The sequence below is a fragment of the Paenibacillus amylolyticus genome (genome assembly GCF_003719335.1).
GTDB classification, from domain to species: Bacteria; Bacillota; Bacilli; order Paenibacillales; family Paenibacillaceae; genus Paenibacillus; species Paenibacillus amylolyticus_D.
The window spans coordinates 102,768-124,439 of record NZ_RIAS01000004.1; the positions used below are offsets into that span (position 1 = coordinate 102,768).

Annotated in this window: 22 protein-coding genes; 16 read left to right on the plus strand and 6 right to left on the minus strand. The window is 46.6% G+C overall.

Going from position 1 to position 21,672, the window contains the following annotated elements:
- Positions 1-174: 174 nt before the first annotated feature.
- The 3 genes from EC604_RS09145 (at position 175) to EC604_RS09155 (ending at position 3,846) form a co-directional block, all read left to right on the plus strand.
- Positions 175-792 (plus strand): hypothetical protein, encoded by a 618-nt coding sequence (locus tag EC604_RS09145; RefSeq protein WP_123063880.1) that lies wholly within the window; start codon positions 175-177, stop codon positions 790-792.
- Between the two features lie 261 nt (positions 793-1,053).
- Positions 1,054-2,679, plus strand: a complete 1,626-nt coding sequence (locus EC604_RS09150; protein ID WP_123063881.1) for a rhamnogalacturonan lyase B N-terminal domain-containing protein — start codon at positions 1,054-1,056, stop codon at positions 2,677-2,679.
- Positions 2,680-2,865: 186 nt separating this feature from the next.
- Entirely contained in the window at positions 2,866-3,846 is a 981-nt protein-coding gene (locus EC604_RS09155; protein ID WP_123063882.1) for an SMI1/KNR4 family protein, read from the plus strand.
- Positions 3,847-3,961: 115 nt separating this feature from the next.
- Here EC604_RS09155 and EC604_RS09160 read toward each other — a convergent pair whose 3' ends face one another.
- Complete coding sequence (locus EC604_RS09160) at positions 3,962-4,459, minus strand: DinB family protein (protein WP_123063883.1); 498 nt, start codon at positions 4,457-4,459, stop codon at positions 3,962-3,964.
- Positions 4,460-4,707: 248 nt separating this feature from the next.
- Between EC604_RS09160 and EC604_RS09165 the strand changes: the two genes are divergently transcribed.
- From EC604_RS09165 to EC604_RS09195, 7 genes are all read left to right on the plus strand, one after another.
- Entirely contained in the window at positions 4,708-6,024 is a 1,317-nt protein-coding gene (locus EC604_RS09165) for a sensor histidine kinase (RefSeq protein ID WP_123063884.1), read from the plus strand.
- Complete coding sequence (locus EC604_RS09170) at positions 5,996-6,898, plus strand: response regulator (RefSeq protein WP_123063885.1); 903 nt, start codon at positions 5,996-5,998, stop codon at positions 6,896-6,898. The genes EC604_RS09165 and EC604_RS09170 overlap by 29 nt, the downstream gene beginning before the upstream one ends.
- 318 nt (positions 6,899-7,216) lie before the next feature.
- Positions 7,217-8,014, plus strand: a complete 798-nt coding sequence (locus EC604_RS09175; protein WP_123063886.1) for a transporter substrate-binding domain-containing protein — start codon at positions 7,217-7,219, stop codon at positions 8,012-8,014.
- Positions 8,015-8,032: 18 nt separating this feature from the next.
- Entirely contained in the window at positions 8,033-8,689 is a 657-nt protein-coding gene (locus tag EC604_RS09180; protein ID WP_123063887.1) for an amino acid ABC transporter permease, read from the plus strand.
- Positions 8,686-9,408, plus strand: coding sequence for an amino acid ABC transporter ATP-binding protein (locus EC604_RS09185; RefSeq protein WP_123063888.1), 723 nt, complete (start codon positions 8,686-8,688; stop codon positions 9,406-9,408). The genes EC604_RS09180 and EC604_RS09185 overlap by 4 nt, the downstream gene beginning before the upstream one ends.
- Before the next feature lie 258 nt (positions 9,409-9,666).
- A complete protein-coding gene (locus EC604_RS09190) occupies positions 9,667-10,071 on the plus strand; it encodes a hypothetical protein (protein WP_123063889.1) in 405 nt (134 codons plus the stop codon).
- A 48-nt stretch (positions 10,072-10,119) separates the two neighbouring features.
- Positions 10,120-11,247 carry an SGNH/GDSL hydrolase family protein gene (locus tag EC604_RS09195; protein ID WP_123063890.1) on the plus strand — a complete coding sequence of 376 codons (1,128 nt, stop codon included), beginning with the start codon at positions 10,120-10,122 and terminating at the stop codon, positions 11,245-11,247.
- Positions 11,248-11,408: 161 nt separating this feature from the next.
- On the opposite strand, the gene EC604_RS09200 is transcribed toward EC604_RS09195, so the two are convergent.
- From EC604_RS09200 to EC604_RS09215, 4 genes are all read right to left on the minus strand, one after another.
- Complete coding sequence (locus EC604_RS09200) at positions 11,409-11,990, minus strand: dihydrofolate reductase family protein (protein ID WP_123063891.1); 582 nt, start codon at positions 11,988-11,990, stop codon at positions 11,409-11,411.
- Positions 11,991-12,127: 137 nt separating this feature from the next.
- Complete coding sequence (locus EC604_RS09205) at positions 12,128-13,144, minus strand: aminoglycoside phosphotransferase family protein (RefSeq protein ID WP_123064164.1); 1,017 nt, start codon at positions 13,142-13,144, stop codon at positions 12,128-12,130.
- A 14-nt stretch (positions 13,145-13,158) separates the two neighbouring features.
- Positions 13,159-14,232, minus strand: a complete 1,074-nt coding sequence (gene rsgA / locus EC604_RS09210) for a ribosome small subunit-dependent GTPase A (protein WP_123063892.1) — start codon at positions 14,230-14,232, stop codon at positions 13,159-13,161.
- Between the two features lie 500 nt (positions 14,233-14,732).
- Positions 14,733-15,299: a hypothetical protein gene (locus EC604_RS09215; protein ID WP_123063893.1), complete on the minus strand. Its 567-nt coding sequence runs from the start codon at positions 15,297-15,299 to the stop codon at positions 14,733-14,735.
- 184 nt (positions 15,300-15,483) lie between these two features.
- On the opposite strand from EC604_RS09215, the gene EC604_RS09220 reads away from it, so the two are divergent.
- From EC604_RS09220 to EC604_RS30445, 4 genes are all read left to right on the plus strand, one after another.
- On the plus strand, positions 15,484-16,392 hold the full coding sequence (locus tag EC604_RS09220) for a helix-turn-helix transcriptional regulator (protein WP_123063894.1): 909 nt from the start codon (positions 15,484-15,486) through the stop codon (positions 16,390-16,392).
- Between the two features lie 279 nt (positions 16,393-16,671).
- Positions 16,672-16,944, plus strand: a complete 273-nt coding sequence (locus EC604_RS09225; RefSeq protein WP_123063895.1) for a CD3324 family protein — start codon at positions 16,672-16,674, stop codon at positions 16,942-16,944.
- Between the two features lie 224 nt (positions 16,945-17,168).
- Positions 17,169-17,375: a hypothetical protein gene (locus EC604_RS30440; protein WP_240036745.1), complete on the plus strand. Its 207-nt coding sequence runs from the start codon at positions 17,169-17,171 to the stop codon at positions 17,373-17,375.
- Positions 17,376-17,408: 33 nt separating this feature from the next.
- Entirely contained in the window at positions 17,409-17,744 is a 336-nt protein-coding gene (locus EC604_RS30445) for a hypothetical protein (RefSeq protein ID WP_345789268.1), read from the plus strand.
- Between the two features lie 121 nt (positions 17,745-17,865).
- Here the strand turns inward: EC604_RS30445 and EC604_RS09235 are convergent, their stop codons facing one another.
- Positions 17,866-19,683, minus strand: coding sequence for an AbfB domain-containing protein (locus tag EC604_RS09235; protein WP_429350249.1), 1,818 nt, complete (start codon positions 19,681-19,683; stop codon positions 17,866-17,868).
- 313 nt (positions 19,684-19,996) lie between these two features.
- On the opposite strand from EC604_RS09235, the gene EC604_RS09240 reads away from it, so the two are divergent.
- Both EC604_RS09240 and EC604_RS09245 read left to right on the plus strand, forming a co-directional pair.
- A complete protein-coding gene (locus EC604_RS09240) occupies positions 19,997-20,773 on the plus strand; it encodes an FRG domain-containing protein (RefSeq protein WP_123063897.1) in 777 nt (258 codons plus the stop codon).
- Positions 20,774-20,879: 106 nt separating this feature from the next.
- Complete coding sequence (locus tag EC604_RS09245) at positions 20,880-21,656, plus strand: SDR family oxidoreductase (protein ID WP_123063898.1); 777 nt, start codon at positions 20,880-20,882, stop codon at positions 21,654-21,656.
- Positions 21,657-21,672 lie beyond the last annotated feature (16 nt).

A 21,672-nucleotide genomic window follows, 5' to 3' on the forward strand; every position in this document is an offset into this window, starting at 1 on the left:
ATAACAACTCATTGTATCTGAGTAGATCAAGATGGCCGGAGCGGTTCGTACACACGAGCCGCTTCGTTTTTTTTTGTTGTGAATGATGCTGTAGACATCTATGTCATCTGAGTTTGTAGTAAAATATGGATGATTACCTGTACGAATCTAACTTACGTAAAGGGCGGGGAGAAGATGAGTCGACTGACTAATAGCGGATTCTACAAAATCAGGTTTTGGATCACACCGGAAGAATGGGGTGAGATCCTGGAACTGTTTAAGGAGCGAGGAGCTTCATTTATTTCAACGAATTATGCCAAGACCCCATATGACAAACAACAGGTGCTTCAGGCATATAAGCAATTTTATGATTACTATGCAGCTACTGAGAAGGCACCAGATTACTTCCCGCACTTTGTATATTCGATCGTACTTACTGTGGATCAGGGAATGGCTGGGTTTTTCGTCAGAAATGAAGGTATCAGTTTTCCCTATCGTGAACAATGGGCGGTGGATGAGCTGCCTAGCATTATGATTTCGCTCCCCAAAGATATCCGAATTCAAGCCGAAAGTGGAGAAGGAACAGATTATACGTATGAGGATATCAGGGAACATCGGCCTTTCACTTATAAGTTGTACGAAGAACTGGTGAGTGAGATTAAAAACAGAACACAACTGCTGCGGTTTTCGGTACTCGAACCAGATGGTTTACAGGTGCGAAAACCTTCGGTGCGTATTAGCAAGAAGGCTGCCGAGCAGATCAGGAGTGGCTGGATTTTTAATCAATACGAGCTTGTAATGGACACCAAATAAGAAAGAGAAGTATTCAAACAAGATAGGGACGAGAGGCTTACCATTGTGTAAATATGTAATATAATGGTATTATAATAATGAAATTGTAAGAAAATTATATCACAAGGTGTTTTGGGAAAGGGGGTTAATACGCAACGAAGTATTGCAACTATGAGGTACACATCAAACGATGTGGCACTTCAAAATACACCGAAGAAGGTTGAGCATACATTTAAATGTAAGCGCTTCATATTTGGGGGATAGATCAGGAGGGATATTTACATGACTCAACGTTTGGTAAAAAAATGGACGAGTATGCTGCTGTTCATCGCCATGGTTGCTTCCGTTTTTGCTTTTCCTGCTTCAAAGAGCCATGCAGCCACCATTCAGGTGACAGACAATGGTTCCCGAATCGAGGTAAATACCGGGTCGGGACTTGTGTATGTGGTCAATAAAACGAATGGAGATATCATCTCGGCCAAGATGAACGGAACGGAGCTGAACAGCAATAGAGGATCACACATTGGTTCAGGTTTAGGGTCATCCGCGAATGTGACGTGGAATAGATCACCTTCGGGTTCAACGGTATTAATCACCGTTTCTACCAGTACATTAACCCATTATTATGCTTCGCGCGGCGGCGAAAACATCATCTATATGGCCACCCATATTACGGCACAGCCGTCTATTGGGGAACTGCGTTATATTTTCCGCGGCAATGGGAGTGTGCTGACCGGTGTGCCAGTGAACTCGAATAACCGGGGTAATACGGGGGCGATTGAAAGTCAGGATGTATTCGGATTTGCGAATGGACAGTCAGCCTCCAAATATTATGGTAATGATCAGGCGAAAGACCTGTCTGTCCGAGGGGTAACGGGTAACGGAGTAGGTGTATTCATGGCGTACGGCAACCGAGAGAAGAGCTCAGGCGGGCCTTTCTTCCGTGATATTCAGTTCCAAAGCGGCTCTGAAACCGAAGTCTATAATTATATGAACTCGGGACATGCCCAGACGGAGAACTGGCGTCTCGGCCTGCATGGTCCCTATGCACTTATTTTTACAACTGGAGGAACACCTGCGGTACCTGATTTCAGCTGGATGTCGGGATTAAATCTGCAAGGATGGGTGACCAGCCGAGGTAATGTGGTGTTGAATGGACTTTCTGGCATGGAGGCAGGTTATGCCTATACGATTGGGTTCGCGAACAGCAACGCTCAGTATTGGGCAAATGCCTCTTCGAGCGGTGCCGCTACCAAGTACGGCATGATTCCGGGAACGTATACCATGACGGTATATAAAGGTGAGCTTGCTGTGTACACGGAAAATGTAAACGTTACCGCAGGGCAAACCACAACCGTAAATACCCGCACCATTACCAATGATCCGAGTAAAGCCTCCAGTATCTGGCGGATTGGGAACTGGGACGGGACACCACGGGAATTCTTGAACGGTCAGACGATTCCGATTCGTCATCCTTCGGACAGCCGAAACCCAAGCTGGGGGCCGGTGACGTATACTCCAGGCAGTGCAACGAATCGTTTTCCGGCTATTCAATTCCGGGGCCAGAACTCGCCTACAACGGTGAATTTTAACTTGAATGCAGCACAAGCATCTTCCTCACATGTGCTGAACATCGGTATTACGGCTGCATACATTAATGGGCGACCAAGTGTAACTATTAATGGACGCACATTAAGTAATCCAGCCCCTTCCGCTCAGCCTAATTCACGCAGTTTCACCATCGGCACGTACCGGGGCAACAATACCACCTTTAGCTGGAATATTCCCGCGTCACACTTTGTTAACGGTGCAAATACGATCAGCATTACACCGATCAGCGGCTCCAGCGACTTGGGGAATTGGTTAAGTGCAGGTTGGGTGTACGATTGTGTGGAACTGCTGAATTAACGAAGAAAGCTATAGCTTGAGTGGCCTGACTGAATGGATAACATGAGGTTGGGCTGCTTTTTTATGATTTTCAGGTTAAAATGTGCTTCTTACTCGGTCGGGTTCCCTCTTCGCTGGAGAAGCGGTTCCGTATAGTGGTATAATTTTCAATACATAATGATGAGAAGAAGGAACGGAGGCACGATGATGAACGAAGAGTTACTGGAACAACTGGAAACTTGGCATGAGCAAGACGAGTACGAGAAGATTGTAGAAGCCGTGCAGGAGATTCCTGCGGAAGAGAGAGACTACGAGCTAGTGAATCACTTGGGCAGGGCCTTAAACAATCTGGAGCGATATGAAGAAGCCGTGCAACAATTCCTGACCGTGGCCGAAGAGGGAGCAAATGACCCGCTCTGGCAGTATCGGATTGGACTGGCTTATTACTATCTGGAACAATATGATAAGGCGGAGCAAGCTTTCGAACGCTCCGACGAGCTGGAGCCCGGAGATGAGGATACACTGGAGTTTCTGGAATGGATTCGAAACCGGGACGATGAAGATGAGTACGAAGAAAATGATGAGGACGTTACGGGTGAAGAGAATGAAGATCGCACGTTGGAAAAGACAGCTGCCGAAGAGTCACCTGCGGTAATCTCATCTATATCTGTAGTTCATGTTGATCCACCCGTCCCGGTATCGGGTGAGTTCTGGAATGACAGCGAGCTGGCTCTGGAGCAGTATGTGTCCGATCCACCAAGTGATGGCTTGATCGAATCGGTGGAGGAGCAGTTGGTATTCCGCTTGCCTGTCTCTTATATTGAGATGATGAAGGAACATAACGGTGGCATTCCGTATAACCGCTTCTTCCCGGTGACGAATGAAGGTTCGGGAGAGACCGGGTATGTCGAGATTGAGGGGATATTAGGTATCGGCCGTGAAAAGCGCCATTCCCTATGCGGTGGAGAAGGCAGCTGGACCGTAATTGAACGTGATGGTTATCCCGAGATTGGTGTGGTTATTGCCAAAGCCCCTTCTGAAGCAGGCGTTGTTATGTTGGACTACCGTTCTTTCGGGAATGATGGTGAGCCAGAGGTCGTGTACGTAGATAAAGAACAGCGTGTAATTACTCCCCTCGCACCGAACTTTGAGACGTTTATTCAAGGGTTAATGCGACCAGAGGTTTAATGCTTTTTATGCAATAATGTTATATAGAAGATAAGCCGCAGGGGCTTGACCCTTGCGGCTTATCTTTTGTAATGAAGAATAGCTCGACATAAATCTGCGCTGCACTTTTAAACTACTATGCTGGGAATCCGCCGCCTGGAGGTGGCCATGCGCCATAGAAACGGCGGAGCAATACAATTTCGCCCAGATGATATGAGTTGTGTGAAGCGATATTACGTAATAATCCGCCCTTTGTTTCTCCTGGGAAATAGAGCAGTGGATCATTCAACTGGGCCGTTTCTGCGATGGATACCGCTTGATCAATACCGCTCAGGAATGCCTGAATATCCTCTTTCCACGTTGCTTCATCCTGTGGGGCTGTCTCCACTGGCCAGCTTTCGCTTACGCTCGCTGGCATCTGCGGCTTGCGCCCTTCCACATGCTCCAGCATGAAATTCTGCCAGTAGTGCATATGTTTGACCAATTGGTAGATGGTATAAGGCATGGCCTCGTGTGTACGTCCTGCAAGTTCGACATCAATATCCGGTAGTGCTTTGGCGATACGAATATGTCCGCGCTCTCCGACCAGGGATTTCACCAGAGCTTGTCCAAAACTTTGATTAACATCTGACATGTGCAATCTTCCTCTCTGAAGAACAGGTCTCTGACCTGCCACTTTATATATTATACAATTAAATTGTGAGAAATTAAAATCGGTTAAACACTCCATCTTTTTTTTAGGTTACCTAGGATCAAAGATCATGTATTCCCCAAATTTTAATTATTCCTAATGTTTCTTTCGTATGTTAGTATATTTAACATCAGAAGCGCGAGTCCCAGCAGTGTGGGCTTGTGAACGTTGCGATAGTAGGTGGAAAAGGGATGCGCAATTGGTTCAAAAACGAGAATGTGCAAATGGTTGCCGTTGCCGTGGCTACGTCCGTAGGTGCTCAGTTCAAAATTAATCCCTTTCGGGAAGATTATTTCCGGATTGGCCTCGGGGTCAGCATTCTTTTATTTTTGCTGATGATTATGCCCCATTTATCTTATATAAAAACAGGGATTCTGACGGGTCTCGCGAGCATAGCTTTTCAATCTGCTGACCTGATTCGCCATGTACACACCTTATCCATGCTGGAAAGCATGCGGGATAACCTGGGAGCGGGTTTGTATTATGTGGTCTTTGCCTATGGGCTGAGTAAAATCAAGCGCCGTTTTCATGAGATTCCTCCGCTGTTGCTCGGCGGCATCATCACAGGTATTGATTTTTCCTCCAACCTGGCCGAGTTATTCGTGCGAGGTGTGCTAAGCGGGACGAATATTTTTTATATGCGTGAATGGCTGTATCTGCTGATTGTGGGCGGTCTGCGAAGTTACTTTGTCATCGGGCTGTATAACAGTTTTGCGGTCAGACAGATCAGGCTCCTGCATGCAGAACAGGAAAAGCGGATCGAACAGATGTTAAGTGTGAATTCGGGACTGTACGGTGAGGTTTTTTACCTAAAAAAAGCGATGAATACCATTGAAGGTATTACGGCTAACAGTTATGAGCTATATCGCGATCTGCGTGAGCAGGACATGAACGAATACAGCCAGCGAACACTGGGCATTGCTCAACAGATTCATGAAGTGAAAAAGGATTCCCAGCGCATATTGGCCGGATTGTTGAAGCTGTATGATAACGAGAAGACGGTCAATATGAGTCTGTCGGAAGTGGTGCATTTTGCAGGTAAAGCCAATCGGAAATACAGTGAGATGCTGAACAAACAGGTCAAGATCGAGATTGAACAACAGTGTGAAGGGGAGTCTCCATACTACGTCCCACTACTTACGGTCATGAATAACTTGCTGGCTAATGCGGTTGAGGCGATTGAGCAGGAGGGCATGATTCGAGTAAGGGTTTTTGAACAGGATGCGGATGTACATTTTGTAGTGACGGATTCGGGAAAAGGTGTACCTGATGCGAAGCGCGGGGTTATTTTTGAACCCGGTTATACGACCAAGTTTAATGAAGTTGGCATTGCTGCCACAGGGATCGGCCTGTCCCATGTACGTGATATCGTTCAGTCGCTGGAAGGACAGATTCAGGTAGAAGATGCTCCGTCCGGACGGGGTACTGTGTTCACAGTCATGATCCCCAGAGTCAATCTAATGAAGGAGGCCGATGCCCATGACACTTTCGATCGTGATCGTGGATGATGATGTGGTGAGCCGCAGCATGCTGCAGGATATCATTGAGAATTGCGGAACCTTAGAGCTGTCAGGCATGGCCGAGGGCGGTCTGGAAGGAGAGCGTGTGATTCTGGATCTCAAGCCCGATGTCGTATTGATTGACCTGTTGATGCCAGATCAAGACGGGATTGAAACCGTGGCGAACCTGAAGCAGAGCGGCTATAGCGGGAAATTTATTATGATCTCACAGGTGGTCAACAAAGAGATGGTGGGAGCGGCCTACCAGAAGGGGATTGAGTTCTTCATTCACAAACCGATCAACTGGGTGGAAGTAGAGCATGTACTCAATAAAGTGAATGAGCAATGGAAGTATGAGCGTTATGTACAGGAGATCAAACAGTCCATGGCTCGGCTGAATCTGGTAGAGGCTCCTACCCCGGCTCCTGCTCAGACCCGAACAGTGCGAGACACGGCGCGAAGCATATTAATGGACCTGGGCATCATTGGTGAGAGTGGGAGCAAAGATATTGTAGCTTTGATGGAGTACGCTATTGAGCAAAAGCAGGCTTCCGAGCTACCGCCGCTGAAGGAATCTTATGAAGCTGTGGCTCAAAAGTACAAGCTAACGCCCAAGGAAGTGGAGAAGGAGTGCAAGGCAATGGAGCAGCGCATCCGCAGAACAGTTCTGACGGCACTGACAAATCTCGCCTCCATTGGACTTACAGATTACAGCAATCCTAAATTTGAGCATTATGCGCCGCTTTATTTTGATTTTCAGGACGTGCGTATGAAGATGAGGGCGATGGAAGAGGAGCAGGCAAGCGATAACAAGAGCAAGGTGAACATCAAGAAATTCCTGCAAGTGTTTTACATGGAGACGGTAGAGAAAATAAATAGCTAAAACAGCAAGTGAATGAAATCAATATCAAAGCGCAGGAATTTGTAATTTTAATTGTAAGATTCTCGAGGCCCTTTTCGAGAGTCTTTTTTATTTTGTGTTATATAAAGTTACATAATTTATGGTTGTTTGTGCCGTTTATATAGATTTTTGTACTATTAAATAGTTTAAAACAAATGTATGTTAATTTATTTTTCATGAATTGTTAATAAAATGTGTAGGATTGCGTAAGTTCTCGTAGGTGTAGAAATACAATACGTACATAAATACAAATGATCGATTCGGTCGATCCCAAATCTAATCAGGAAAAGGGGTTTTTCCATGAAAAAGGTAGCATCCATCGTTATGGCTTCAGTTCTTGCTCTGGCACTTAGTGCCTGCGGCGCAGCAAAATCAGGAGAAGACAGCAATGCCCAATCAGCAAGTGGATCGGGAGCAGCAAAATATACGTTTGGTACGGATGCGACCTACCCTCCGTTTGAGTTTCAAAAGGATGGAAAATACGTTGGGATCGACATTGACCTGATGAATGCCATTGCGGCAGAAGAAGGCTTTGAGGTGGAGATTAAGCCGATGGATTTCAAAGGTATCATTCCAGCCATTACAGCGAATCAGCTGGATGGAGCGATTGCAGGGATCAGTATCACGGATGAGCGTAAAAAGGTTGTGGATTTCTCAGAACCATACTATCAAGCCGGACTGTCCTTAATTGTGAATGAAGCTAACAACGATATTAAGAGTCCGCAAGATTTGAAAGGTAAAACGATTGCGATCAAAAAAGGAACGTCAGGTGCTAATCTCGCTGATGAATATGCGAAAACGTATGGTGCAACTGTGAAATATTTTGATGATAGCCCATCCATGTATCAGGAAGTAGCGAATAAAAACGCGGATGCGACACTCGAAGATTTCCCGGTTGTATCTTATAAAATCGCCATTGACCCTAATTCCAAGCTAAAAATCGTTGGTGACCGCTTGAACGGCGACTTCTACGGGATTGCTGTAGCCAAAGGCGACACTGAATTGCAGAAAAAGATTAATGATGGCTTGAAAAAATTGCAAGCGAACGGCGAATACGACAAGATCGTGGAAAAATATTTGGGAACAGTAGCGAAGTAGAAAGGAACGGTGGTACGGATGGATTCCTCCTGGCAAGTCATACTGGACGCACTGCCTCTTCTGTTAGAGGGAACAGTCGTTACGTTGAAAATTGTTGTGATCTCGCTCATCTTTGCGATGGTGATCGGTCTAGTCTCCGGCCTGATGAGCACTTCCCTAAATCGGTTGTTGCGGCTGGTGGCTTCGCTTTACGTGGATATCATCCGTGGCACACCTCTTCTCGTACAGGTATACTTCATTTACTTCGGTCTGCCGGTGTTCCTGGATATGCGTATTCCAGCCATGACGGCAGGAATTATTGCGGTTAGCTTGAACGCTGGTGCATACATCTCGGAAATCTTCCGGGCAGGCATCGAGTCCATCGGCAAAGGGCAACATGAGGCCGCAAGATCACTGGGTCTAAGCCGGTTTAAGACTATGTGGCTTGTGATCCTGCCGCAGGCAACACGCCGTATGATTCCTACTTTTGTGAACCAGTCCATCATTACCATTAAAGATACGTCACTCTTATCAGCCATAGGTATCGCTGAGTTGACACAAACGGGGGAGATTATTATCTCTTCCAACTTCCGGGCTTTTGAAATCTGGGGTGTTGTCGGCATATTTTATCTGATCATCATTGTGCTGTTATCCCGGGCTTCCCGATTCATTGAGAGGAGGTATGCAATCCGATGATTACGGTAGAGAACTTGAGGAAACAGTTTGGTGCGAACGAGGTGCTGAAGGATATCTCCACAACGATTCGGGAGCAGGAAGTGGTATGTGTAATCGGCCCTTCGGGGTCCGGCAAAAGTACGTTCTTGCGTTGCCTCAATCTTCTGGAGGAAGTCACGTCAGGCAAAGTAATTATTGGCGAAGTGGAAGTCACTTCACCCAAGACCAACATCGACGAGCTGCGCACCAATGTCGGCATGGTATTTCAGCAGTTCAATCTGTTCCCGCATCTGACCGTGCTGGAGAACATCATGCTGGCGCCTAAACATATCCGGAAACTGAGTAAAGCCGAAAATGAGAAAAAAGCAATGGAACTGCTTGGCAAGGTAGGGCTGTCTCAGAAAAAGGATGCCTATCCCGAGCAACTGTCCGGCGGACAGCAGCAACGTGTAGCCATTGCGCGCGCACTCGCCATGAACCCGAGTGTGATGTTGTTTGATGAACCGACCTCTGCTCTTGACCCCGAGATGGTCGGGGAAGTGTTGCAAGTTATGAAAAACCTTGCGCATGAAGGGATCACAATGATTGTGGTGACACATGAGATGGGCTTTGCCCGTGAGGTCGCGGACCGAGTGATCTTCATGGACGGCGGTTATATTGTCGAAGAAGGCACGCCGGAGGAACTTTTTCAGAATACGCGTCATGAACGAACCAAGGCATTCCTAGGTAAGGTGCTGTAACGCGCAGAATAGAAGCCCGATAAGGCTACCTTTTTTCCTACGGTAATCAAAAATAAATGAACATATCCCTTACGGGCAAACCATAGACTTGAGCACATCTGATATGATGAACTTGAACAGGGTTGCTTGCAGGGGATTTTTGCTGTTGTGCGTAATACATATAAAAAAACTCTATATAAGTTGGAGTGTCCATGTAAACATATAGATAGATTCATCAGTAGCGTCAGTACATATCACGACCAGGGAGGGCATGGGGTTATGGAGCGAATAACTCAGATGGATAAAGTGATCTTCCGAGCACATCTGTTACAAGCCATCGAAGAGATTAGGGAGCGGGACCAACAGGAGTATGAGGAGATTGGCTTGCTCATTGAGCCATCTCCCGAACTGGACAAATCGCTGAACGGTGCAGACGAGATGATGCGGCTGGTGGTGCTTGCTCCGCAGAATGTAGAGCATCGGCAATTTACAGTAGATGAGGCTGTGGATCTCTTGTGCTGGCATGTTCCGCTGGTTCCTCTATGGATTGATGTTTCGTTGGTCGGAGTCGAGCGGAAGCGGGCCATAGTCAGACTGATCTGCAGTCTGCGTCTGCGCAAACCCACACAGCTTCTTCATGCGGAAACAGGGCATGCTCCATTCCGGGTGGTAGTGCCCGATTAGTGAAGTTTTAAGTGAGATTTTAATTATGAATTTAACAGGAGGGTTCCTATGAGTAATAGCACCAATGAAGAATTAGAGGTCATTGCCATTTCAGATGTACAGCATGTAAAAATACACGGCAGAACTACGGCGGGGCGGTCACCGGTGACTTTGTTTTGGACAGGCAGTGCAGTCGAATTTAACATACGGGGTGCGGAATTTTGGGTAGAAATCGAGTCGTCCTATGATCTGCTTGAGCCTTGGATCAGCATTGTTATTAATGGTGTTCCGGTAAGTCGTCAGATGTTAATCAGAGGCAGAGCCTGGATCTGTGTATTTCGTGGCATGAATCCTAATATGGTCAAAAATGTGCGTATCATCAAGGATGTACAGGCGATGAGTGGTGACCCGAACAACAGTCTGCAGTTTCATGCGGTGAAGGCTGATGGCACGTTCCTGCCTGTGAGAGAGAAGCCTCTTAAAATCGAGTTTATCGGAGACAGCATCACCTCGGGAGAAGGAGCCATTGGGGCGAAGACAGAAGAGGACTGGATACCGATGTGGTTCAGTGCACTGCACAATTATACGTTCATGACGGCTGAAGCATTAGGTGCAGAGTATCGTGTCATCTCTCAGAGCGGATGGGGCGTGCTGAGCAGTTGGGACAACAACCCGAATGGCAATATTCCGGAGTATTATGAACAGGTCTGCGGTCTGCTGAAGGGGGAGCGAAATGAGCACCTTGGCGCGTTAGAGCCACATGATTTCAACTCATGGCAGCCTGATGTTATTGTAGTCAATCTGGGTAGCAATGACGACGGCGCATTCCAGTCTCCAGCTTGGACAGATCCACTGACCGGACAAGTGTACAAGCAACGCCTCAACGAAGATGGGACGTATCACGAGGCGGACTTGGCCAAGTTCGAGAAGGCGGTAGAGCAGTTCCTGATCAAGCTGCGAAAAAACAACCCGCAAGCGCATATCATATGGGCTTATGGCATGCTTGGAGCTTCTTTACTGCCCGCGATCTACCGTGCAGTGGATGCCTATCACAAGCAAACAAGAGATCCTGCTGTTTCGATCCTGCAGCTTCCGAATACGACCGAGGAAACGATGGGTGCAAGGACACACCCTGGCGATCAATCACATCGCCGGGCGGCTGATGTTTTAACAGAATACATTGGGCGAATTCTATAATATACAAGTTGAACTACATTTTTTACACGGAATACTCCGTTTTTGTGCAAATGAACAGTTCAACTTGTGTAGGTTCTCCGATGGCAGCTTCTATGATGTTTCTGTGCCGTGGAATAACGAAAGACCGTACAGCGGGTTGCTGTACGGTCTTCGTTGAGTTTTTATGGAGTCTGGTCGTTTAATTCTGGTGAACCCTCTGTTACAAGACTAAGCTGTACTTCATAACGGATGGATATGATTTGTCCAAGCGTCTGGGTACGAATGGTTTTCAGCAGGGTCGGCACGGTGCCCTTTGGAAATAAGGGAATACCTTCACCCAGTACTTTCGGGATAATAGCGACCTCAATCTCATCCAGGACTTGTTGCTCCATCACCGCCTGAACAAGTTGTCCTCCACCTACAACCCACACATCTCCCTCAGAGGTCTGTTTTAACCGGGAAATCAGCGTTTCCACATTCTCGGTTGTGAATTGTACATGCGGTGCAGGTGGCTGTTCTGAGCGAGAAAGTACATAGGCCGGACGATCTGCATAAGGGAAATCCTCGGATAAAGTAAGCACTTCCTCATACGTAGAACGCCCCATAATTACACTCCCGATGGTCTGATAGAATGCGGCATAGCCGTTATCTCCTCCGTCACCTTGCACATCAAACAGCCAATCGACCGAACCATCCAGTCGGGCAATATATCCATCCAGACTCATTGCAATGTAGAGAATTGTTTTCGAATTAGATGTAGCCATATTTCATCGCTCCTTCCTTTGATACCTATAAGATACAACATAACTATGACAATAATTGACGTAGTTTAAATGCTTATTTAAAGTACAGCCAAGGAGGGAGCTTGGAAGCCTGGATAATCAATGAACTACCGCACCGTTTATCCCTGTAGCGGGCTATGTTTCATTTCATAGATTTTCTGTAGTATACGCAGGTTTTCTTCCTTCGCCGCATCGGACTCGGCATGTACATAACCTTCGACAAGTCTGTACCCGAATACGATCAGAATCATCTCATGCACGCAGTGGCTAGCGAGTGGGGGAGCCTCGGCATATTCTGCAAAGCCCTTGTAATACGCAGGAACACAGCGCTGATAATATTCCACCATATGCTCAATATCGCACTCATCGGCAACCAGGCTTGCGATATCCTCTCCAAAGTATCCCCACCCCGAGGTATCCCAATCAATGAGCGCGATGTTCCCATCGGCATAGATCAGATTGGTTACCCAGAAATCCCGATGGTTTAACACAAGGGGCAACTGTTCGATACGAGCGAATATTTCGTCCGAGTGTTCATCCATATCGATCAACATTTGCCGGATATGGGGTGGGAACTCGCAGTCTTCAGAACGGATGTAATCATAAACGACAGGCCATGAGCGATAGTGCAGATACGTATTTTTCATGAGATCGGCATGGCTCAAGTTGGTCAGACTCTTCAGCGCTGACGGTTGTTCTGCGTACAGTTTACCTTGATAACGCCCTAATTCCAGTGCAGCCTGTTCAACCATTTCAATAGACAGATCCAGACCGGACACACCATCGATATATTCCAGCCACAGTTGAAATTCATTTTCTTCAGCATTCATCTCCGCGTAATAACATGTGGGCCAGCGGAAGGTTTCCGAGAATGTCGTTCCGAGGTCAGAGATGTACAGATCATATTCCCGGCGCCAGGAACCGGGATCGTTATAACGTTCCCATTGTTTCTGAACCTTCAGTACAAGTTGGTAAGGCAACTTTTGGCCATCTTCGGTTTCGGCTGTTCCCGTTACCAGATTGACGTTGCCCACAGTTCCGCCATGCAGAGTTGTTGTATGATATTCCGCTTTCAGAATATTCATCTTAAAATATTGGTTTAAAACATGAGTTAAGGTTTGCATCTTTATTTTCATCATCTTCGTCTTATTCATTTCTTCCGACCTCCGCTTTTGTTGGTTTGTTTACTCTGAATCCTGTTGATTTTGTTTTTTGCTCTTTTTTCGATGAGGTAGTTAGTTTTGTGTTGTACATACTTGTTCTCTGACTGCTGGGAAATATAATTCTCCCAACGTTCATGCTGTAATGAACCGTCCGCGAGTGCTGAGAGAACTGCACATCCAGGCTCGGTCTTATGGCGGCAATCGGTAAAGCGGCACTGAGCGAATAATGCTTCGACATCGGCAAAGCTTGCATGAATACCTTCGTCAGCATCGAAAAGCCCAAGCTCACGCATGCCAGGAGTATCAATAACCATTGCGCCCGAAGGCAACATGAAGAGTTGACGATGTGTTGTGGTATGGCGTCCACGGCTGTCGTCCTCCCGTATGGCCTGCACTTTCATGACGTCATTTTCAATTAATGCATTGAGCAGAGAGGATTTACCCACGCCAGACATGCCGAGAAATACAACGGTTTGACCTGGTGCTAGATATGTGTCCAGTTCGTTCAGCCCCAAGCGAGTGTGACTGCTGATCACGTGAACAGGTACATCGGAGATCCTTTGTTTAACTTCCGTGAGCATGGCATGATCTTCTGTAACGAGGTCTGCCTTGGTCAAAATGATGACCGGTTTACCACCGCTTTGTCTGGCTTGTGTCAGGTAACGCAGAATGCGATTCACATTGAAATCTTGGTTTAGCGAAGTGAGGATAAATACAACATCGAAATTGGTGGCGACAACCTGCTCCAATATCGTTTTGGCATAGCCTGCAGCATGGCCTGCATAGTCTGCACGCGAGAATTTGGACCTTCGGGGCAGCACCTTAACAATCAGGGAATCACCGATATTGTTGTAGCGCAGCAGGACAAAATCCCCCACACAAGGAAAGTCAGTTGGCATATCCGCCTGATAATAAAATGAACCTTTTAGTACAGCGGTGACTTCACCACGCTCTGTCATGACGGTGAATTGCTCCCGCCGCAGTTCCGTTATTCTGCCAGGTAACAATCCATCTGGAACATCTTCTGTTTCGATATATCCGTAGTTTTTTAAAGTCATCATTGGTATAAGGTTAGCTCCTTTATGTTGTTTTTGGACGCAAAAATGCCGCAAACAAGCAGCCTCTTACGAAGCTGCTGTTCTGCGGCATCAGGACGCAAAAAAGATACGACCTTCATCGTATCTGCAAACAGCAATATTCACGAAAGGTTACTTTGGATGGCATAACAAAAAACACGGGCGACATCCCGCTTTTTTTCAGATATGCCAGCTATTCGGTTTTAATACTGAACCACCATATCCATATAAGTAGCAGCCATTTAAAACCTCTCCCTTCGTGTAAGGAACTTGCTTATCGCTAAGCTGTCTTTACCATAACCTGTAATGGAAAATAATTCAATGTTATTTGTATGCAGATTTCAATCCGCAATGACATGATCCGTGACATGTTTTAATTCAAAATGCTTGGAACCCCGAAAGGCTGCAATCCTGTCTCTCAAGATAATCTCTCCTGTCTGTGCTCTGGTTGAATCAGCATGGATTAGCCGTAGTAACTTCGTATGTTATGAACGTCTGTAAATGACGAAGCGCCCTTCACTGGCAGATTCGCTGCCGATCCAGCCGACAGGCATTCCCTGATTTTTATAGACATTAAACATGGATTCAAAATAAGGATGTGGCTCCTTGCATAACAATCGAGCTCGTGCAATCTGAAATAGATCGCCGCTGATGATATCAGCGAGATGGTTGAGTTGATCAGGCTTCAGGCGCAGTTCATCGACCATTCCCTCTAATTTATTTTTCATTATGCCGTAGAAGTCTTGCTCTTCTTCATACAGAATGAACGCTTGGGCAAGAGATCTCTGTTCCTCACCGGAAGCGGGCGGAATATCTCCTGAGGCATCTGCGGTGATGTCTAATAAAAAATAAAAAGGCGGCTCTACATCCTCATCCTGGTAAAATATCAAGGCTTCCTCTAGATTCGTAAACGGATTTGGTGCCTCAGAAGCTGCTCCATCTACTGCAACGCCATCGGCAAAGGGAAGATACGGCCTCTTTAATATATCGCCGTGTTCAATGTAATCCAGAACCTCACGTACATCTAGAGAGAAAATTTCTTTACTGGTCATCGCTCGTCTCAGCTCCCGACATTTAGTGGTAGATGCTTTATAATTCTACATCTATGTGCGGAGGGCCTGCCTGCAAAGTAAACTCATTCAAGGATGCTATAACGTCTTCGCGTTCGTGGAACAGCTCGTATGTGTTACAATTTTTCTATGACAAAATGTGACGTAGTTAAAAGGTGGAGAGATTTTGAATCAACGTAGGTTGGCGATGATGCGCCTCATGGATTCCAGACACAAGTTCACAGCTCGGGAGCTGGCAGAACGATTTGACGTATCGATGCGTACCATTCAGCGTGATCTGGACGCATTACAGGAAATGGGGTTTCCCTTATATACCGAGGTAGGTGTTAACGGCGGATATCGGGTGTTGCCCAATCGGATTCTACCGCCATTACAGCTTACACAACAAGAAGCACTGGGTCTGTTTATGATGCTTGAATATTTGGAGCTGGTTCCTGATTTTCCGTATGGTTCAATTCGTGAACATCTGGCAGAACAGTATTTCTCTACACTGCCTTCGGATGTACAGGAACGGATCGCAGGGTTGCGGGAACACATTGCTTTTATGCAGCATCCGGGTGATCATCACGATTCCCTTACATCGGAACTGTTAACAGCCGCAGTTGAGAAGAAAGCTATTTTATTCATGTACAACGCTCGTAGTGGCTGGAAAAAGGTAAACGTCTATCCCTTGGGCATCTATTATGAGCGGGGGTACTGGTACATGCCTGCACGGGATAACGATCACGTGTTGTTATATCGTGTGGATCGAATAAAGCAGCTTACGGTGCTGGATCAGATCGATGAATCTGTACCCACACTAAAAGCATGGCTGAAACAGGCAACGCACACAGATGGCGAAGAGGTTGTACTGCAATTCACGGAATTCGGGGAAAGAATAGCGGCATCGGACGTGATATTTAAGACGGTGACAGACCAGAAATGGAGCGGTATTGTGCCTCACTCGGAGTTTGCTTTTACCGCGCGTAGGTTGCTCTCCTATGGCCCCGAGGTCAAGGTAATATCTCCACCAGAATTACAGGAGCAGGTACGTACGATGTTGGAACAAAGCGTAGCACAATATAGGGAGGATTAGAGGATATCGGCTTTCCGTATGGAAGATATAGAAATGTTACCCGAAATGACTGGGCACACGTAATGCAACCTTATATAGACTCAGCGAAAGGGGGGCTACCATGATTCGATTCATAATAAATTTCACGACACGCTCTATGCAGAGTCCATGCGAGGAACAACGGCGGTTGTTTGCATAGAGCCTGATAGCCATTTCCGCCATCATTGATATGATAAAATCAGAAGTTTTCTCGTAAGACCCTGCTACCTTAAAGATTAACTTTTTAAGGAGTGGAGTACGATGAAATATGTGAATGCGGATGCCGTCCTTCCGAAGGCATTGCTTGAAGAAATACAGCGACATCTTCCTGGTGGATTAATCTATATTCCGAGGCCGAAGGATACCCATAAGAAATGGGGAGAGAATTCAGGCGGTCGACAACTAATTCGGGAACGGAACCATGAGATTCGCCAGAAGTTTGCAACGGGAGCAACGATCGATAAGCTTGTAGAGCAATATTGTTTATCTCTGGAGAGCATCAAGAAAATTGTATATTGCAAAAAAGTGAAGTGAAGTTGAAATCAAGTGAAATGAAACTGGATGAAGTGTGAGTCACATTCGAGCTATTGGATGTGGCTTTTTACTATGCACTTTTCGTGTGCAGACATGTGGATGTACAAAATGGTTTGAAAACGAATAGTACATATCTGTCCACCGCCAGTATTCGTACAATGGAGTCTAGAGGGCAAGTTTACTTATATAGAGTAAGGAAACGGGCGTAACCAGCGGAAGGAACGGTGATCTGGATAGAGATGAACATGCATGTGGAGCTGACGAATCTGGAAAAGGCATATATCATCAAAAACATGTATCCGTTATACCTGTATGACCTGTCTGGACATTATGGGCTGCAGGAGGGACATCGACCGAATAAACATGGCATTTACGAGGAAAGTTCTGCCTACCGAACATTACAAGATCAGTATGATGTGCAAAATGTATGATGGGAAAAGCCGGGTCGTCTCTATCCTTTTCTGATCATGGCTGAGGACAGACCTGCAGGTTTCGCACTGGTGGCAACACCGCCTCACTGTTCACCAGGGGTCGATTTTTTCATGCACGAATTCTTCCTGCTGCAACCATATCGGGGAATGGGCATTGCGGAGCAAGCGGCGGCAACGATCTTCGCCATGTTTAAGGGCAACTGGGAGATATTCACCAATCTAGGGGAGAAAAACAAAGTGGGTCAGCATTTCTGGCGCAAGACGGTAGCGAATTATACGCAAGGTTTGTACGAGGAAGAAGTAGCCGTAACCGCAGACGCGGATGGGCTCAAATTAATCTTTCGTTTCTCGAATCATAGGTTAGATTGATGGGTATATCCGGAAGTCAGCTTTCCGACATAAAAGTTCTACTCCACTACAAACAGACTATTTCTTGTGAAGGAAATAGTCTGCTGAGCATGGAGAAAGGCTGTTTTAACATCATCGTTGCTTAGAAATTCGTCCGTGCAAACGTGGCGTCTCCTTTTGTAGTCGCATTGCTGGCGGCATTCACGGCATCTAGCTGCAACACATAATCATAATGTCGGATGTAATATCCCGGTTGACTGTAGGATTGCAAAGAAAGTTTGTTACTGTCAGCCCAGCCGGGGCTAATCAGGAACGTTGCATCCTCTTTATATGCGGTGGTGTTTGTGAAGGCTTCGAGTACAATTTTGTTATTTGCATTGCGTTTCAGGAAGTAACCAGGGTGGTTGATTGCCTCTAGCGAAACACCTGTAGAGCTGGCAAGACCCGGTACAACGCGGAACTGGGCATCCAGAGCCGGGGAGATATTCGCATCAATGCGAGCAACATAATTGGCGTGACGGATCATGCGATCCGGCACATTGTGTGAAGTGAACTGGCTGTAGCCTGTAGCTTCAGGCGTGGATGGGCCCAGCATTTTGACTTCATGCAGTGTTGGGGTATACCAGTTGCCCGGATTGTTCCACAAGACAGCGTTGACCATATTTATTCGCACATAGCGGGCCGTGAAATGCACCGCATCCGTGGTGAAACCATATGTCAGATTATTGGTGCGATCCAGCGTGGAGTAGTTTATACCATCGTTGCTAATTTCGATTTTGTATTTGTAATACCCCTCGGAACCTTTATACATAAACCACGAAGTGTTAATCTCCGTAATTGTCTTTGGTGCTCCAAAATCGACCTGCCACCACGCAGGCCAGCTATTGGAAGAAGCCACCCACGAGGTCTGATAGTTACCGTCATTGACAAGGGAAGGGGACGAGCCAGAGGCCGTCGAGCTGGCGGAAGCTGTCTTGCCTTGGGCATGATTGACGAGAGGGGGCAGCGTGACCTGGCCTGTTGCCGCGTCAATATTCCATGTGGTATACCATTCCAGTGACGCCGTTCCATTGCCGTCATTCAGCGTAAGGGGCAACCAGATATGCTTGTGCTCGCCCAGATTCATCGGATTCCAGCGATCCGCCATATAGATATACGACGTGGTGCTGCTACCCTGAATCGTGGCAATATCATGAATCTGGGAGCCGAAGGCCGATGGATTGCCATAAGGCATTAGTGCAGACCATGGCCCGGTCATTGAAGTAGCTGTAGCATACGCGCCCTGATTCGGATACCAGCCGGCGGCCTGGGAGGTGAATAGGTAGTAGCGATTTCCCTTTTTCACAACAGCGGGGGCTTCTCGGTATGCATTCTCGAATAGCCATCCTTCAAAAGACTGTACCCCTGTATAACTTGCATTCATCTTAAAAATAGCCATCGTATCATTCGCACCACCGTTTTTACGGGAGGCCGTTACGAGATAACCTGTGCCGTCCGTGTCCACAAAAACAGTCATGTCACGAGATTCATAGTCAAGCGGGCGGAAGCTGCCCTCATACGTAAATTTGCCATTAGGTGTACTGCTTGTGGCTACCGCTACGCGGCCGAGATTATAATCTGTACCATTCTCGTAATGAGCCCAGAGTACATATTGCTTGGTGGAGGCATTATAGATCACTTTGGGACGTTCAATCTTGCTGGAGGCGAGTTCTGTTGCGGAGCCTTTGGTCAGGATGGCATTGCTAAAAGTCCAATTTTTCAAATCGGTTGAGGTGTAGACGTTCACACTGTCAAACTTACCGCCTACCGCGTGTTCACCATACAGATAATACGTTGAGCCAACCTGCAGGATGTTACCGCTGTTGGCGTGAATGGGATTGCCAGCCGTATCAAGCCAATCGGTGCCATTGGTAATTGCTACACTTGCCGCGCTACTTCGTTCAGGATGTAGACCAAACATCGTTAATGCGAGTGTGAAAACCAGAAGCCAGACCGTTTTACGTTTTCCCATTACGTACACCTCCATCAAGATTAGAAGATATTAAAGCGCTTTCAAATCTATTGTAGTTGATTTACAATATTTAGCAAGTGAACAATTCAGAGATTGTTGAACTTAGCAATATCTTACGAAGAATAAGCGGCAAGAGCATGAATTCCGTCCCTGTTTACTGTGATATGAAGCCGGATATCAGATGAATTCGTATGTAAATGGTAGTATCTTTGTAGGGAAATGAAGGATAAAACATATTTTGGCGCTGGAGGTGCTGGGTGCTATGAGTAATGTCGTACACTATGAGGTAAATTCGGTAGAAGACTATATAGCGATGATCGAAGAGTTACCTAACGGTCAGGACGGGTATTATTATCGTGGAGAAGACAAGGCATATGCCTCGTTATCTTCGTCTCTACTCCGATCCAGTATCGTTAGGCTGATTCGAAATAATCCTGATTACTATGTGGATGCAGTAAATGATTATGTCCGAGATATGGCAGATCAAGCAGGAGAGTGGGAGCGCGGGCATGTGCTGGCCTGGTGTCATCACGAGGGCCTGCCTACGAATTTGCTGGAACTTACAGCGTCGCCGCTACGCGCATTGTACTTTGCCTGTTTGAGCCGCACCGATCATAGCGAGGAGCCGAGTCAGGCAGGATTCGTATATGGTTTTGCGAGAGAGAATACAGCCGATGTGACTGAATTAATATTGGAGAATGTGACAATGAAGGCATCTCGTTATAACTTAATTGAGGATATGGTCGATGATCCACGATGGATAAGTCTGTTGTCGGATAACGAGAAAAAGAGACCTTCTAAGCCTGATCTGGCCCAATTTCCTTACCTGATTTATCAGGCACCGTATAAGTATAGAGGTTCAGACGAACCGAATGGCCTATATTTCTATCAGTTGTTTCAGACGGTTTCCTCATCATCCCGTCCGGAATTTTCTTATGAAATCATGCAGCAGCAGTACACACCTTCGCTGATCGTTAAAGTGAGCAATCCGACAGAGATTCGAGAGCAGCTTCATCACCGATTGGGACTGTACAAGTGATTGAGGTATCGCTCGAATATAAGAGCAAGATTGTGATTGTCGTCTCGTGATATAACTGTCCTGAGCCTTTGAGAAGGTCATATTATTCATTGAAGGGGATGACGTTATGAACGAGACATGCAGAAGACTGGAAGGACAAGTAGCCTTAGTAACAGGTGCGAGCAGAGGTATTGGGCGAAGTATTGCGATCCGTCTGGCACAGGAGGGGGCATACGTTCTTGTGCATTTTGCAACAAGGCAGGCGGGAGCGGAAAGTGTGGTGAGGCACATCATAGACCATGGCGGGCAGGGACAGGCCATTGGAGCTGATTTAAGTACAATGGATGGCATTTATGCATTGTTTTCCAAGGTCGATGCTGCTGTTCGGAAGCACAAACAAGAAGGAAAGTTGGATATTCTGGTCAATAATGCTGGCATAGGGCAAGTCCTTAGCTTGGAGGAAACGACGGAAGAATCTTTTGAGGATGTCATGAGAATTAATGTAAAAGCACCGCTATTTGTGACACAGCAGGCCGTCTCTCGACTTCGGGATGGAGGGTGTATCATCAATATTTCCTCTTTTGTTACACGCGTAGCTTCTCCAGGAGTGTTTGCTTATAGTATGACCAAAGGGGCCATGGATACGTTCACGAAGCTGCTAGCCAAAGAACTGGGAAGCCGCCAGATCAGGGTTAACGCCATACAACCGGGGATCATTAATACCGAGATGAATGCAGGAACACTTACGAACCCACAGGGACAGGCGTATGCAGCCGGGCTCTCTGTAATGAATCGCTGGGGAGAACCCGAGGATGTGGCTGATATCGCTGCATTTCTTGCCTCTGCAGATAGTCGCTGGATGACAGGACAATGTTTGGACGCCAGTGGTGGCTCACACTTATAATTTCTGACGATATAGC